The organism is Lachnoclostridium sp. An14 (genome assembly GCF_002160755.1).
Lineage (GTDB): Bacteria > Bacillota > Clostridia > Lachnospirales > Lachnospiraceae > Lachnoclostridium_A.
This window is the reverse complement of sequence record NZ_NFLE01000002.1, coordinates 171,864-186,874: the sequence shown is the minus strand read 5'-3', so window position 1 is coordinate 186,874 and position 15,011 is coordinate 171,864. Positions and strand designations below refer to the sequence as shown.

The 15,011-nt window shown below is 56.7% G+C and carries 14 protein-coding genes and 1 other annotated feature; of the genes, 8 read left to right on the top strand and 6 right to left on the bottom strand.

Annotated elements, in window-relative coordinates; all coding sequences use genetic code 11:
* Window positions 1–7: 7 nt before the first annotated feature.
* From B5E84_RS02360 to B5E84_RS02345, 4 genes are all read left to right on the top strand, one after another.
* Window positions 8–742: a FadR/GntR family transcriptional regulator gene (locus B5E84_RS02360; protein WP_087218658.1), complete on the top strand. Its 735-nt coding sequence runs from the start codon at window positions 8–10 to the stop codon at window positions 740–742.
* A gap of 232 nt (window positions 743–974) precedes the next feature.
* Window positions 975–1,328 carry a cupin domain-containing protein gene (locus tag B5E84_RS02355; RefSeq protein ID WP_087218655.1) on the top strand — a complete coding sequence of 118 codons (354 nt, stop codon included), beginning with the start codon at window positions 975–977 and terminating at the stop codon, window positions 1,326–1,328.
* Between the two features lie 29 nt (window positions 1,329–1,357).
* Window positions 1,358–2,170, top strand: coding sequence for a beta-keto acid cleavage family enzyme (locus B5E84_RS02350; RefSeq protein WP_087218652.1), 813 nt, complete (start codon window positions 1,358–1,360; stop codon window positions 2,168–2,170).
* Window positions 2,171–2,182: 12 nt separating this feature from the next.
* Window positions 2,183–3,607: a four-carbon acid sugar kinase family protein gene (locus B5E84_RS02345; protein WP_087218649.1), complete on the top strand. Its 1,425-nt coding sequence runs from the start codon at window positions 2,183–2,185 to the stop codon at window positions 3,605–3,607.
* Window positions 3,608–3,796: 189 nt separating this feature from the next.
* Here the strand turns inward: B5E84_RS02345 and B5E84_RS02340 are convergent, their stop codons facing one another.
* From B5E84_RS02340 to B5E84_RS02330, 3 genes are read right to left on the bottom strand one after another with little or no spacing between them, the layout of a single operon-like run.
* A complete protein-coding gene (locus B5E84_RS02340; protein ID WP_087218646.1) occupies window positions 3,797–5,152 on the bottom strand; it encodes an alanine/glycine:cation symporter family protein in 1,356 nt (451 codons plus the stop codon).
* Window positions 5,153–5,173: 21 nt separating this feature from the next.
* A complete protein-coding gene (locus tag B5E84_RS02335; protein WP_087218643.1) occupies window positions 5,174–6,217 on the bottom strand; it encodes a sugar phosphate isomerase/epimerase family protein in 1,044 nt (347 codons plus the stop codon).
* Window positions 6,218–6,241: 24 nt separating this feature from the next.
* Window positions 6,242–7,540 carry an MFS transporter gene (locus tag B5E84_RS02330; RefSeq protein WP_087218640.1) on the bottom strand — a complete coding sequence of 433 codons (1,299 nt, stop codon included), beginning with the start codon at window positions 7,538–7,540 and terminating at the stop codon, window positions 6,242–6,244.
* Window positions 7,541–7,862: 322 nt separating this feature from the next.
* Between B5E84_RS02330 and B5E84_RS02325 the strand changes: the two genes are divergently transcribed.
* Window positions 7,863–8,669 carry a DeoR/GlpR family DNA-binding transcription regulator gene (locus B5E84_RS02325; protein WP_087218637.1) on the top strand — a complete coding sequence of 269 codons (807 nt, stop codon included), beginning with the start codon at window positions 7,863–7,865 and terminating at the stop codon, window positions 8,667–8,669.
* 206 nt (window positions 8,670–8,875) lie between these two features.
* On the opposite strand, the gene B5E84_RS02320 is transcribed toward B5E84_RS02325, so the two are convergent.
* From B5E84_RS02320 to B5E84_RS02310, 3 genes are all read right to left on the bottom strand, one after another.
* The gene (locus tag B5E84_RS02320; protein ID WP_087218634.1) at window positions 8,876–9,631 is read right to left on the bottom strand and encodes an ABC transporter permease; all 756 of its coding nucleotides are present in this window, start codon (window positions 9,629–9,631) and stop codon (window positions 8,876–8,878) included.
* Window positions 9,619–10,584: an ABC transporter ATP-binding protein gene (locus B5E84_RS02315; RefSeq protein ID WP_087218631.1), complete on the bottom strand. Its 966-nt coding sequence runs from the start codon at window positions 10,582–10,584 to the stop codon at window positions 9,619–9,621. Before B5E84_RS02315 ends, B5E84_RS02320 begins: the two co-directional genes overlap by 13 nt.
* Window positions 10,585–10,736: 152 nt before the next feature.
* The gene (locus tag B5E84_RS02310; protein ID WP_087218628.1) at window positions 10,737–11,627 is read right to left on the bottom strand and encodes an AraC family transcriptional regulator; all 891 of its coding nucleotides are present in this window, start codon (window positions 11,625–11,627) and stop codon (window positions 10,737–10,739) included.
* Window positions 11,628–11,888: 261 nt separating this feature from the next.
* Between B5E84_RS02310 and B5E84_RS02305 the strand changes: the two genes are divergently transcribed.
* The 3 genes from B5E84_RS02305 (at window position 11,889) to B5E84_RS02295 (ending at window position 14,621) form a co-directional block, all read left to right on the top strand.
* Window positions 11,889–12,992, top strand: coding sequence for a DUF3089 domain-containing protein (locus B5E84_RS02305; RefSeq protein ID WP_242963227.1), 1,104 nt, complete (start codon window positions 11,889–11,891; stop codon window positions 12,990–12,992).
* 338 nt (window positions 12,993–13,330) lie between these two features.
* The gene (locus tag B5E84_RS02300) at window positions 13,331–13,528 is read left to right on the top strand and encodes a hypothetical protein (protein WP_087218625.1); all 198 of its coding nucleotides are present in this window, start codon (window positions 13,331–13,333) and stop codon (window positions 13,526–13,528) included.
* 112 nt (window positions 13,529–13,640) lie between these two features.
* Entirely contained in the window at window positions 13,641–14,621 is a 981-nt protein-coding gene (locus B5E84_RS02295) for a hypothetical protein (RefSeq protein ID WP_242963226.1), read from the top strand.
* Window positions 14,622–14,735: 114 nt separating this feature from the next.
* Window positions 14,736–14,973: a binding site (T-box leader), on the top strand.
* The last annotated feature ends 38 nt before the right edge of the window (window positions 14,974–15,011 follow it).

The window sequence follows — 15,011 nt, the reverse complement described above, 5'->3', positions numbered from 1 at the left end:
GGGCAGAATGGAAACCAGAAGTTTTTTGAAAGAATCCGTGGGCGGCAAGTCCGTTGTGACAAAGATCGTGGACAACATCACCAACGCGATCATCAATGGAGAGCTGAAACCAGGAGATAAGATGCCGACGGAGGCCGAATTGGCGGACTCCATGGGCGTCGGAAGAAATTCTGTCCGGGAAGCGGTGAAAATACTGGAGGCCTATGGGGTCGTCCACATCCGGCGGGCGGAAGGAACATTTGTCAGCCAGGAATACGACAGTAAAATGCTTTATCCTGTCCTCTACGGGATCATTCTGCAGAAGGATGCCAGCAGCCAGATCATCGGACTTCGGAAGGTGATCGACGTGGGGATTCTTCAGCTGGCCATTGAGAAACTGAAGGCAGAGGAAATGCAGAATGATAAGATGGAGGAGATTGAGCGGGCATTCGAGGACCTGGAGCGGGAGTTTCAGGCCGAGGAGGTGCAGGTGCGCCGAATCTACGAAACGGATGTGGCCTTTCATATGGCCATCGTGGGAATCACGGAGAATACCATGCTGGAGGCGATCTGCAACTACGTGGACAAGGTGACCCGACGCTCCCGAACCATGACCATTGACCGGTTTCTCACTGAGGGGGCCCAGGAGCGATTTTTGGACCTGCACCGGAGGATCATGCGGCTTTTGCGGGAGCGGGACGCGGCTAAGATCTCCGAGGTGGTGGAGGAGCATTACCATTACTGGATGCAGTTGAACGAATAAGACAGGCGGCAGATGTTGGAGTACCAATATCTGCCGCTTTTCTGGTGTAGTAGGAAACTGTGTCCCCTATGGCACAAAAGCCTCCGGCGGGAGGGGCATTCCGCGCAGAGGAAAATGGCTGTTTACGCAGCCGCGCTGCGGCGCCAGTGTGCGCTGCTGCGTACACTTTTATGTCATTCTGCCGCGTACTGTTTCCGGCTGCGGAGAAAATGGATAGGAGGAGGACCTTGTTATGATTTATAGGAAAAAACAGGAGTTGGAGGTGACTCCCATCGAGGGCTGTATGGGCGGGGAGGGAACCGTTTTCATGGAAAAGCTGTTATACGCCCCGGAGGAAATGATGGGAAAAGGGAGGGCCTACGTGCGTCACACCTTAAAACCCGGCGTCACCATCGGGAGCCACACCCATGAGCGGGAAATGGAAACCATGGTGATTGTCAGCGGGCGGGCTGTCCATAAAATTAATGGGGAGACTCAGCACCTGGAACCTGGCGACATGATCGCCGCCCAGCCGGGAGACACCCACGAGATTGCCTGCGAGGGGCAGGAGCCTCTGGTGCTGATCGCCCAGGTGCTGTATGAGTAAAACGGAAGAAGAAGGAGGCTGTATATCAGATGAGCAATATGGACAATAAAGTAATGGTCTCGGTGGCGCCGGTAGCGGCCACGGACAAGGTGATCATTCCGGAGAAGATCGCGGAGGACGTGTATAACTGCTACCAGGCAGGAGCCGCTATGGTTCACCTGCACGTGCGGGATCAGGAGGGGAATCTGACTCCGGATATGAGCCTGTTGGAGGAGACTTTAAGGATGATCCGCAGGGATTCGGACATTATCATTGAAGTTTCCACCGGCGGCGTCTCTAATCTGAATATGAAAGAGCGGTGCGTGCCGCTGTATTCCGATCTGGTGGAGGCCTGTTCCTTAAATGTGGGTTCCACGAACCTGGGAAAGGCGGTATACTGCAACCCCATCGACGATGTGGAATACTGCGTGCAGGAGATTTTAAAGCAGAAAAAGACTCCGGAGGTGGAGACCTTTGAAATTGGCCACACCTGGACGATGAAAAAATTGATGGAGAAATATTCCTTTGTGGAGCCGGTGCTGTTCAGTATCGTGCTGGGCCATGAGGGCGAGGCCCCGGCCACGCCCCAGGCTCTGGCCGCCATGATCCAGATGATCCCGGAAAAGGCTGTCTGGGGCATCACTCACGCCAACCGGAGGGATTTTTCCCTGATCGCGGGAGCTGTGGGCATGGGGGCAAAAACCGTCCGCATTGGCTTTGAGGACAGCCGTTATCTGGACGCCGTCACCCAGGCGGAGACCAACGTGCCTTTGGTGGAGAAGACGGTGAAACTTCTGCGGGCCATGGACAAGGAGCCCATGACACCGGCGGAGGCCAGGGCGTGGCTAAACATCAACCGATAAGGGGGAAACGATATGAGAGCGGAAATACTGGAACAATTTCCCAGGGTAGACGGGGCCGCTGTCCAAGCGGCTCTGGAAACGGAGATACAGAAGGATCACCATAAGATTATCGTATTGGACGACGATCCCACCGGCGTGCAGACGGTCCACGGCATTTCCGTATATACGGACTGGACCCGTGAGAGTGTCCGGGCGGGGTTTGAGGAGGAAAATCGGGCGTTTTACATTCTCACCAATTCCAGAGGCTTTACAGTGGATCAGACCACCAGGGCCCACCTGGAGATCGGGCGGACTGTGGCTGAGGTGGCCAGGGAGCTGGGGCGGGATTATGTGATCGTAAGCCGTGGGGATTCCACGCTGCGGGGCCATTATCCTCTGGAGACAGATCTGCTGCGCCAGACCATGGAGGAGGGCGGAAGGCCTGTGGACGGGGAGATTTTATGCCCGTATTTTAAAGAAGGCGGCCGTTTCACCATAGGCGGTGTCCACTATGTCCGGTACGGGGAAGAACTGATTCCCGCCGGGGAGACGGAGTTCGCGAAGGATAAGACCTTTGGATACCGGTCCTCCAATCTTCGGGAATACATAGAGGAAAAAACCGGCGGTGTTTACCGGAAGGAGGACGTGACGGAGATTTCGCTGGAGGAGCTGCGGGGGCTGGACTACGAAGGGATTACGGAGAAACTGCTGGCTGTGAAGGATTACGGCAAGGTGGTGGTAAACGCTGTTGACGCCTGCGATCTGAAGATTTTCTGCACCTGCCTGTATCGGGCCATGGCTCAGGGCCGCCGGTATCTGTTCCGCACTGCCGCCGGGTTTGTGAAGGAGTTTGCGGGAATTTCCGACAAGGCCCTCTTAACCAGAAGTGAGATGGTGAAGACGGAGACCAGTCATGGCGGGATTGTGGTGGTAGGCTCCCACACGCAGAAGACCACCAGCCAGCTGGAGGAGTTAAAGCGTCTGGAGGGCGTGGAGTTTCTGGAGTTTAATTCTGATTTGGTGCTGGATGACGAGGCCTTCGCCAAGGAAGTGGAGGCTACGGTGGCAAAGGAGGAGGCCTTCATCGCCGGCGGAAAGACCGTGGTAGTCTACACGAAACGCCGCCTGCTGTCCCTGGAAGGAGATACTCCGGAGCAGGCCCTGCTCCGGTCTGTAAAGATTTCCGACGCGGTACAGTCCTTGGTGGGAAAGCTGAAGGTAGTTCCGGCCTTTGTGGTGGCCAAGGGAGGGATCACCTCCAGTGATGTGGGCACCAAGGCGCTGCGGGTGAAAAAGGCCACGGTTCTGGGGCAGATCCGCCTTGGAATCCCGGTCTGGAAGACTGGTTCCGAGAGCACTTTTCCCGGAATCCCTTACGTGATTTTCCCAGGGAATGTGGGAGAGGTAGAAACCCTGCGGGAGGCAGTGGAGGTGCTGCTGGGGAAAGAGGAGGCCTAGTCCGGCCAAAACCAAAACCACAGAATAATCAAACAAATCAAAGAAAAGGGATGTGTGACAACAACTTGTCACACATCCCTCACGTCATAAACCATTTCCTTCCCATCAGCACACCGGCAGTACCGGGGGAGACGGGCTCCGGGCGGAGGAAGATGGCCCTTTGCGCGGTCTCGCCCGTTTCCTTCGATCTTAAGAAGAAAACCGTTCCGGCGACTGCCAGAATTCCCTGGAGGCGGCCCGCACCTTCGGGAACAGGAAAATCATGGCCACCAGGTTGGGAATCGTCAGAAGGCCCAGGGCGATGTCCTGGATCGTCCACACCAGGTCGATGGCCGCCATGGCCCCGGCGATGCAGAACAGGGGAAACACGTATTTAAACTTCTCCGCCACCCGCCGTCCAAAGAGGTAGTTCAGCCCCACAAAGCCGAAATACCATTGGCTCATGAGGGTGGTGCTGGAAAACATGAGGATGCTGATGGACACCACATACCGCAGAGGCGGCCAGATGGAGCCGAAGGCGTGGACCGCCAGCACGCTGGCGGGGGCGCCTGTCTCCAGCACCCCGGTGACCCCGAGGACCAGGCCGGAGATGGTGCAGATCACAAAGGAATCCAGAAACACCTCGATCACGCCGGTCATGCCCTGTACGGCCGGATGGCGGACGGAGGCGGCGGAGTGGATCACCGGCGCGGAGCCTTCGCCGGCCTCGTTGGAGTAAAGCCCCCTTGCCACGCCGCGCTGCATGGCCATGATCATGCTGCCTGCCGCCCCGCCTGCCATGGCGTCCAGGCCGAAGGCCCCTCTTACGATGGAGGAGAGGACGCCGGGCACCAGGGAGATATTTGCCAGGATGATCAGAAGGCCGCCGGCCACGTAAAGGCCCGCCATAAAGGGAACCAGCCGCTGGGTCACATGGGCCAGCCGTTTTAAGCCGCCCAGAGTGATGACGAAGATAAAAATCACCAGGACCGCCCCGGTGACCGGGTAAGGAACGGAAAAGCTTTCCTTCATGACGCCGCTGATGGTGTTGGACTGGATGAAGTTTCCGCCGATGATCTGAACGATCATAAATATGGCGCACAGGGCCGCCAGCCAGGGAGCCTTAAGCCCTTTTTTGATGTAGTACATGGGGCCGCCCACCCAGGCGCCGTCCTCGTCCTTTTCCCGGTACATCAGTCCCAGGATGATTTCCCCGTATTTGGTGGCCATGCCGAAAAACGCCGCCACCCACATCCAGAAAATGGCGCCCAAGCCGCCGGCCAGGACGGCAGTGGAAATGCCGATGATGTTTCCGCTTCCCACACAGGAGGCCACTGCCGTACAGAGTGCCTGAAAAGAGGAAATGGAGCCGGCCTCCCTGGGATCCGCCTGCCGGGATTTTAACGGTTCCAGCAGGCATTTGCGGAATATGTAGGGGAAGTGGCGGATCTGTACAAAACCGGTCACCGCCGTGTACAGAAGGCCAACCCCCAGCAGTACGAATAAAAGCCAGTTGCCCCAAAGCCAGTTGTCAAAAGCAGTCAGAGCGCGAAACAGTTGGTCCATGGCGGTCCTCCTTTAACAGAGTCAGCGGCCGGCGTATTCCCGGCAGAGCTTTTTGGCGTACTCTGCGCTGGCCCTTGCGCCGTCCATCTGTTTGATCAGAAATTCCTCCAGAAGCTCCTGGGAAATTTCCTGGGGATAGTAGTATTGGCTGGGCTGGATCACCTGGGGGTCAAAGAGGGGCGGTTCCACGGCGAAACAGCCTTCTCCCACGTGATCAATGCCCCCTGCGCCGGGGGAGCGTTTAAACTGGGCGCAGTAAGGATAACACATCTCCACGTTCAGACGGGTGATGGAGGAGTGGTCTAGGAGCACGGAGAGGAGACGGGGCAGATCCATATGTCCTTCACCCGCCGGCACTCCGCAGACCACGTAGCCGTATTTGTCCTCCGGGCAGGGGATGACGATATGGTCTTTAAAATGGGTGGTCACGGTGTAGGGGGCCATGTTGCGGGCCGCCTTTTCCGGGTCTTCCCAGGCCATCATGGAATTGCCGAAGTCATAGTGCAGGCCGATCCAGGGGCTGTTTAACCGTTTCACCACGTCCACCAGCTCCTCGGAGGTCTCGTACTCGTGGTTTTCCAGGCCGATCTTGATGCGGCGCTTTTGCAGCTGCGGGATGATTTCCTGGAGGGTGGCCACTGCCTGGTCGAACACGGCGGGATCAAAGTCCAGACGGATTTTTCCCAGGTCGTATTTTCCCTCTCCTCCCGTTTTCCGCTCCTGATCGCTGTTTAAGGTGATGGGAATGTAGGTGCGGATAATGTCGGCGCCGATGGCCTCCGCCACGTCCAGCACCTTTACCAGATGGCTGTAGGTGATGCCTTTGGTGGCGATTTCGGCGTACATATGGTACTTTTCCAGGAGCGCCTTTACTTTGGCAAGGTGTTCCGGGTCACAGCTTTCCAGGGTGCCCCACTCCGGGTCTAAGCCGTAGTCGCTGATGATGTTGATCATCACCCCGTCCAGGCCGAATTCGTGGGCCGTCTCGATGAATCCGAAAATATCCATCCGCTTATTCTGAAACCACAGGTGAAGGCTCTCCGTGTCCAATCCCAGTTTTATCATGTTTCCAGTCCTCCTTATTTCCGTTTACTGCGCGTTTTTCTGGTGTTTTTTGATCCGGTGGATCAAGAATGTGGATACAAACAGGCCGATGACTGCCCATCCGATCATAATGGTGAATACAATGCGGAACCCTGCCATGCCGGGATAGCGGTCTAAAAAGCTGCCGTACATCACGTAGGCGAAGGCGTTTGGCAGGTAGATCACCAGGGAGGCTAAGCTCATGGCCGCGCCGGTGATTTCCGCAGGGACTTTTACCTCATCCATGGGAGCGAAGAAGACGGACCGCATGGTGAATACGATGGCTCCAAAGCTCAGGGTGCAGGCCGCTCCCAGAATCCAGTTTCCGCTCTCTCCCAGAGACTGATGGGGCACCATGAGAAAGAGGGCCATGGCGATGGCACACACCAGGAATCCTACCCGGATGTGCTTGGCGGCGGACTTGTGCACCTTATCGGACATAAAGCCGCCGATGGGGCCGCCCACCATTTTTAAGCCGTACTGGTTGATGATGCCGTACATTCCCACGGCGGTGGCGGGAAGGAGGTAAATCTGGTTTAAGAAGGGGATGAAGTAGGTCAGCCCGCAGTAAATACAATATACTACAAATCCATTGAGGGCGACAGCCCAAATGTCCACGCTTTTTACGGCCTGAATCATACCGCCGAAGGCAGCCTGAGCCTTGTTTACTTCCTTGCCGTCGGCACTCACCCGCTTTTCATCGTTGGGAACGAAGATCAGGCAGAGAACGCCGGCCGCGGCAGTGGCCGCGGACAGAAACAGCAGCCCGCCTCTGAGGGCGGGAGCGCCTTCGCCCATGGCCTTAAAAATCGCCAGAGCGGTGGAGGCGATGATCACGTCCACGATGCCCCGTCCCATTTCCAGAAATCCGAACATCCGTCCCTGGGTCTTTTCATCTCCCAGCAGGCGGATGGCCTTTAAAAGCACGGGCCAGTAGGTGACTTCTCCCAGGATGGCCATGATGCCGAATCCCACCAGGAATCCCCAGTAGCCGGGGAAGGTGGAGAGGTAAACGCCCACAGCGCCCAGGCCGATGAGAGAGCCGCCGATCATATACTTTTTGCTGAACATATCGCAGATGTAAATACCGGCGATCAGTCCGATGGTCTGGACGATGCCGTAGGCGCTTAAGGCGCCGCCGATCTGGGTGTTGGTCAGCCCCATGAACTGCTGCATGGGGACGTAGAACATATCCTTCATGGAGGACAGCTTGAAGGCGATTCCTCCGGACAAGGTGAGAATGCAGAACACAAACCAGCGGTTAGGCGCTGCCTTCATTGCTTTTGATTTCATTTCATTGCTCATTTCTTTTTTCTCCTTTCGTTTTGCTGCTGTTTCTTGGGAATTTGGCAACGAATTTGTAAATGTGGTTTGATTATATCTGCTATTTGTTGGAAAATCAAGCATAAACACAATTAAACACAGATTTTCAACGAAATATCCAAATATAAAAAGAAATTTTGTGGAATATGATACTATAAAAGGGGCGTTTATTTGGTTATAATGGTGATGGGAAAAATCCGGCCGTGAAAACGGCCCCTGTCCCCACCGGTTTGCGGCGGAAAAAGGGGCGGAATACACGGCGCTTTCAGACAATAGAAGACAGAGCGAAAGGGGAGGGAAAATCATGCTGGCGCAGGAACGGCACAAAATGATCATGGAATTATTGAAAAAGGACGGCACGGTCCGTACCTCGGAGCTGGTGGAGGTGATGGCAGTTTCCTCGGAGACGGTCCGGAAGGATCTGGACTGCCTGGAACAGTCCGGGATGCTGGAGCGGGTACACGGAGGGGCCGTGCCGGTATCTCAGAAACTGGTGGCGGAACCGGTGGAGACGTACGTATCCTTAGAGGCGCGCAACGCGCAGAGGATGGAGGAGAAATCCGCCATAGTCAGCCTGGCGGCCGGCCTGGTGAAGGAAAAGCAGGTGGTGGCCCTGGACTACGGCAGCACCAGCCTGCTGATGGCAAAGGAGCTGGCTGTCCGGTTCCGCTCCCTCACGGTGATCACCAACTCCATCCAGAACGCCTTGGCCCTGGTGAACTGCCCGGATTTTACGGTGATTCTGGTGGGAGGGATTTTAAATAAGGAGGAGCTGTCCCTGGGAAATGATTTTTCCACCATGCTGGACCGCCTTCACATTGACGTGCTGTTTATGTCCGTGAGCGGCGTGCACCCCTCCGTGGGACTGACGGACCAGGGATTCAGCGAGGCCAGGGTACAGAATCAGATGCGGCAGCTGGCCAGCCAGACGGTGGTGCTGGCGGATTCCGGCAAATTCGGAAAGGCCAGCCTGGTGAAGATCTGCGCCCTCCAGGAGGTGAGCGCCATAGTCACCGACAGCGGCCTGGATCCCGCCATGGAGGAGGCAGTGCGGGCCACAGGAGTGGAGCTGATGGTGGTTCCGGCGCAGAGGACGTGGGACGGGCATTAGAAAAAGGGAGAACGGTTCAGAAAAACCGCGGCAGCAGGGCGGCGGGGAAACTGGTATACACCCATATAAAAGATTTAAACTCATATAAATAAGAAGAAAGGCCGAGGAAAACCGGAGCTGTGAACGCTTGAACCGGTTTTCCTCGGTCTTTTTCTGTGTCGTGAGGGCAGTATTTCCGCGGGATTTCGCGGCGGCGTTGCAGCCGTTTACCGCCGTGTCTCCTTTTCCAGCAGTCCCGCCGACCACCGGAAGGCGAGGACGCCCAGAAGGAGAAAGCCCAGGATCACGGCGGCAGTCTCCCGGGGATGGATCTCCCCACGGAGCATGAGGGCGCGCATGGAGCCGATCAGGTAGGTGAAGGGATTGAGGCGGATGAGGATGCTCAGTACCCCTTGGGCCTGACTGGCGGGAAAGAGGGCCGCGCTGAGAAAGAATACCGGCAGCGCCAGGGCGTTCATGGCCGTCTCGTAAATCATCTCATTGGGCAGAGCCAGGCTGATGCCGTAGGAAAGGCCCGCGGTCAGAAAGGCCCCGCAGCCGGCAAGAACCAGAAGGAGGGCGAGGCGTCCGGGGGTTTGGGGGAATTTTACGGAGAAAAACAGGCTGATGACCGCCATCACCGCCACCTCAAACAGGGAGCACAGCACCGCCTCCAGCATTTGCCCCAGCACAATGGAGCCCCGCCGGACGGGGGCGGTGAGAATGCGGTAAAAGCTGCCGTCCGCCTTCATCATATAGTTCATCATCCCGCCGCTGCCGCAGGCGGAAAAGCTCACCAGCACCACCAATCCAGGAAAGAGGAACGCGGTATAGTTTTCAATTCCCTGAAGTTTCATGGCAGGGCCGGCCGTCAGGCTGTAGAGCACCAGCCACAGCACTGGCTGCAGCAGGGTAACCGCGATGGTAATTCTGTTGTGAAACCGCCAGCCCACCGCCCGGCGGAAAATCGTCAGCGTGTCCATGTCGTTTCCTCCTCTCTCATTTCCTCCTGGGTCAGGCGCAGGAACACGTCCTCCATGGAGGGCCTGGCGATCCGCACCCCCACAAAGGGGAGGCGCTGCCGCAAAAGAAAGGCCGCCGCCGGCCCGATGCCGCCGTCTCCCCCAGCGGCGTTCCAGAAGATCTCCCGGTCCCGGACGAAGGGCTTATTCTGGGGAAACTCCTCCAAAAACAGAGGCAGATACCGTCTGGCCTCATCCCCGGAGGAAAACTGGACGCAGACCATATCCCGGCGAAGGACGGATTTTAACGCCTCCGGCGATCCCTGAGCCGCCTCCCTCCCGTCTTTTATGATGCAGACGGTGTCGCTTAGGCAGCCGGCCTCCTCCAGGTCATGAGTGGTCAGAAGGATGGTGGTGCCAAACTCCTTCCGAATCTGTTTTAACATTTCCCACATGGTCAGCCGGGAGCGGACGTCCATGCCGGCGGAGGGCTCATCTAAAAACAGGATGCCCGGATGGGACAGGATGGCCAGGGCGATGTCCAGCCGCCGTTTCACGCCGCCGGAGCAGGCGGCTGCCGGGCGGTTCCGAAATTCCTCCAGGCCGAAGGCGGAAATCAGCTCCTCCATACGCCTCTTTCCCTCCTCTTTCGGGATCCGGTACAGCCGGGCTTGAAATCTCATGTTCTCCGCCAGGGAGAGGTGGGAGTCGAGGGAAACCTGCTGGGCGGCGCAGGCGATGCGGGAGCGGACGGCGGCTCCCTCTCTGACCACGTCGCGGCCGAGGACGGTGACTTCCCCGGAGGTGGGGCGCAGATATGTGGTCAAAATGCGGATCAGGGTGGATTTTCCGGCGCCGTTTTGGCCTAACAGGGAAAAGATTTCTCCCGTCTGTACGGACAGGCTCAGGCCTTTCAGGGCTAAAACGCCGTTGGGATATTGTTTTGTCACGTGGGTTACGCGGATTGCGTCCATATAGGGTTCTCCTTTCGGATGTCATAGTAGGAGGAAACTGCGTTTCCTATAACATCAAAGTTTCCGGCGGGAGGCGTACTCCGCCCATGGGAAACTGGCCGCTGGCGCAGCCGCGCTCCGGCGCGGGTGTACTGCAGCGCGTACGTTTTGAGTTATGTTGGGGAATGGGGATCCTTCAGGGCAAACCAGACCTGGGAAAGGCCCAGGGCCGGCCGCTCCCGGCAGGCGGGGTACACCTCCACGTCCGGCAGTCCGGCGTACTCATACCCGGAAAAGGGCAGCCATTCCGTGGAAAAGCGGCGAAACACCGTCTGGACCTCCTCTTTAAACGGGCCGTTGTTTTCAAACACTGCCCAGGTGGCGGCGGGGATCCGGTACTCAAACATTCCGTCTTCCTTCGGATGGCTGCCGGCAGCGGCGATGTAGTAAAAACGGTTTTGGGGGCCTTCATAGACGCTGACGCCGAGAATGCCTTTGGGGCCAGCCCCCGCATTTCCTCCTGAGCGCTCCGCCAGCCCGCAGATGGTCCCGAACCGGCCCTGAGAGAAGGCTTTCTGCCAGAAAGCGGGGATGATCCTCATATTTCTCTCCGGGTCGGGAGTCAGGGGGATGCGGATGCCGGTAATGGAAAATGCCTCTTTTCTGGCGATGTGGTAGGTCATGGCGTTTCCTCCTGTGATCTGTACGGAAAAATGGATGGGCGGGTAGAGGCGGAGGGGGGCCTCCTTATTTTTTGCCGCTGCCGGCGGAATGCCGTGAACCGCCTGAAACGCCCGGTTGAAGGAAGTGGGGGAGGAGTAGCCGTAGGTCAAGGCCACGTCCAGCACCCGCCGTCCGGAGCGCTGCAGCTCCAGCGCCGCCTGGGACATTCTCCGGCGGCGGATGTACTCCCCCAGGCTGATCCCGGCGGCGAAGGTAAAGAGCCGCTGAAAATAATAGACGGAGCAGCCGGCGATCCCGGCGGCCTCCTCAATGGAGATCTCGTCCGTCAGATGCTCCTCGATGTACGCGATGGCGTCGCTTAAATGTTTCAACCATTCCATATCCATGCCTCCTGCACATACACATAGTTTAGACCATTGGAGGAGAGAAATCCTCGCTTTTTCTGTCCGCTTTGGTAAACTGTAGCACAGGAGGGCGGGACGGGCAACGGGGGCGGGGGAATTTGTGGAGGAAAGGCGGGAGCCTGTCCCAGCTTGAAAAGGACTTGCCTGTATAGTATAGTAAACGTACAAAATGGGAAAGGCGGGAGAAACGCTGGAGAAAAACCGGAAACTTCCGCAAAAGAAAAGGGAGGAGAAAAAATGAAGAAACAGAAAATGGTATGGAAACAATGGTTTGCCCTTCTCGTTATGGCCATGGGGCTGGCGACGGCCTGCGCTCCGAAGGCGCCGGAGGCGGATGGGACACAGACCTCCGTTTCCCAGCAGGTCACTGAGCAGGCCGAGGAGGAGGAGACCCAGGCCGCCGGAGAGCGGGAGGAACTTATTTCCGGTGTTCCGGACTACGGGGATGTGGCAAACTGGGCGTTTTGGGAGCCGGAGGAGGACAGTAAAACGGCGGATGTCTTTTTTATCTGCCCATCTGTTTACGGGGGCTCTGAGGACGCCTGCAATATGTCTCTGTCCGATGATGACACCAAGGAGAGTTTCGTGGGCGCCATCCGCATGGAAAAAGGGATTTATGACGGAGACAGCCGCTTTTTCGCCCCCTATTACCGCCAGATCGGCTTAAATGTGTATGAGATGGACGCGGCGGACCGGGAGCCTTATCTGGACATTGCCTACGAGGATGTGAAGGCCGCCTTTGAATACTACTGGGAGAATGAAAACCATGGCCGTCCCATTATTCTGGCCGGATTTTCCCAGGGGGCGGATCTTAGCATCCGCCTGATGAAGGACTGTTTCGCCAGCCAGGAGCTCATGGACCAGCTGGTGGCCTGCTATGCCATCGGATGGAGCATTACGGAGGAGGAGATTTCCCAGTATCCCCATCTGCGGGTGGCTGCCGGAGCGGACGACACCGGCGTGATCGTTTCCTTTAACTCTGAGGCGGAATCTGTCGGCGATTCCCTCATGATTCCGGCGGGGACGAAAACGCTGGCCATCAATCCCCTGAACTGGAAAACGGACGGCACCGCGGCGGATAAGAGCCTGAATCTGGGCGCCTGTTTCACCAATTACAGCGGGGAAATCACTTCTGAGATCCCGGAGCTGACCGGCGCCTATATTGACCCGGAGCGGGGGGCGCTTAAGGTGACGGACGTGACGCCGGAGGAGTACCCGGCGGGGCTTTCTATTTTCGAGGACGGCGTTTACCATCTGTACGATTACCAGTTCTTTTACCGCAACCTTCAGGAGAATGTGAAGACGAGAATCGACGCCTTCCTGGGGGCTGAGGCGCAGTGAGAGAGGCGGTCCAAGGAGCCTCCGGCGGCCTCATTTCAGTGAAATGCCTCCCAGGGGAACCAGAGTCTTGTGGCCGCTCTTGAAATGGACTGGCCGGTGTGGTATGGTAGATACAGAAATATCCAGATATGGAGTATCCGGGCGTTTACGGATTACCTACCGGGGCTTTCCAATGTGAGCGTCCGCAAAAGCTGTGAAAGCTCTGAAGTGGGGTTGAGAGAGAGCAGTCAGGGGGCTTGTGACAGGGGCGGATGTGGTGCTGGGCAGGGAAGAAGTGGAGGTGCTGAACGCCTGTGTCAACGCAAAACTCACCATAAAAAGCGACGAGGAGGCGATCCATGTGTGAGGCGATTAGAAAAATGAATGAGGAGGCTGTGGAGAAGGCGACGGAAAGGGCGACGGAAAACACCCAGCTGGCCGGAATAAAAAACCTGATCAAAAACTTAAATCTCACAGCGGAACAGGCCATGGCCGCTCTCGGCATCCCGGAACACGACCGCGCCAGAATAGCCGGCCGTCTGCGGGATGGGAAATAGAAGGCGATTTTACTTTCTTTAGACCTGGCTCCACTCAGCCGGGAGCCAGGTCTGTCTTGAAACCAATTTTCCCATATGATATAGTAAAAATACGGAAAGGAAAGGGATGGGGATGGGAAAAGCCGACACGGCGACAAAAGCGTATACCAGACAGAATGAGGTGTTTGCCGATGCGTTTAACTTCTATTTATACGGAGGAAAGCAGGTGATTTCTGCGGAACGCCTTCACGAGCTGGATACAGCAGAGCTGTCATTTCTCCATGGAACGGACCGGACAGGGAAACCGGTGCAGAAATACAGGGATGTGTTTAAAGGGCTGGCGGCTATGGAGGACGGGAGGGCGGCGTATTTGTTGCTGGGAATCGAAAACCAGTCCGCCGTCCATTATGCGGCCCCTGTGAAGAATCTTCTGTATGATGTGCTGCAGTATGTGAACCAGGTGGAGCGGGCAGCGAAAAAACACCGGAAGGAAAAGGATTATAAGGGGCGCAGGGAAGGGGAATTTTTGTCAGGGTTTTACAGAGAGGATAAGCTCCTGCCAGTGATTACGCTGATGATTTTGTTCTCCCCGGACGAATGGGATGCGCCCCTGTCCCTTCATGAGATGATGGATGTGGACGATCCGGCGATTTTGGCTATGATCCCGGATTACCGCGTTCATCTGGTAGCCCCGGCGGATATTCCGGAACAGGATTTCGGGAAATTTCACACTTCCCTTGGGAATGTGCTGACATTTATTAAGTATTCCAGAGATAAGGAAAGGATGGAACGCTGGTTAAACGGCGACGGGGCGGATGTGGTGCTGGGCAGGGAAGAAGTAGAGGTGCTGAATACCTGTGTCAACGCAAAACTCACCATAAAAAGCGACGAGGAGGCGATCAATGTGTGTGAGGCTATCAGAAAAATGAATGAGGAGGCTGTGGAGAAGGCGACGAAAAAAGTGAGGGAAGAAACAACGGAAAACGCCCAGTTGGAAGGAATAAAAAACCTGATCAAAAACTTAAATCTCACAGCGGAGCAGGCCATGGCCGCCTTAGACATCCCGGAACATGACCGCGCCAGGATAGCCGGCCGTCTGCGGGACGGGAAATAGGACACTGCAGCTGGGAGCGGGCACGTTTTATCGCCCTTTCGGGCGTATCCCCATTTAACCGGGAAACAGCGGTTGACAACCGGCAGAAAATGGCGTAGAATCAACCTACAAAAGACAAAGGCAGTGAAAAGGAATAGTAGGTATTTACACACATCCAGAGAGGAGGCCGTTTGGTGAGAGGTTTCCGTGTCCCTGAATACTGAACCGGCCTTGGAGCCCCGCATGAGGAATGCGGCGTATCCCGGCGTTAACGGATCATGAGGTGAGCGGGCAGAAGGAACCGGGAAAATTCCCGAAGGAGCCGGACGCGCCGCTAAATTGGGTGGTACCGCCGAGCGTTTCGGTCCCTTTTTTGCAGAGAGGGGGCTGGGGCGCTCTTTTTGCTTGATA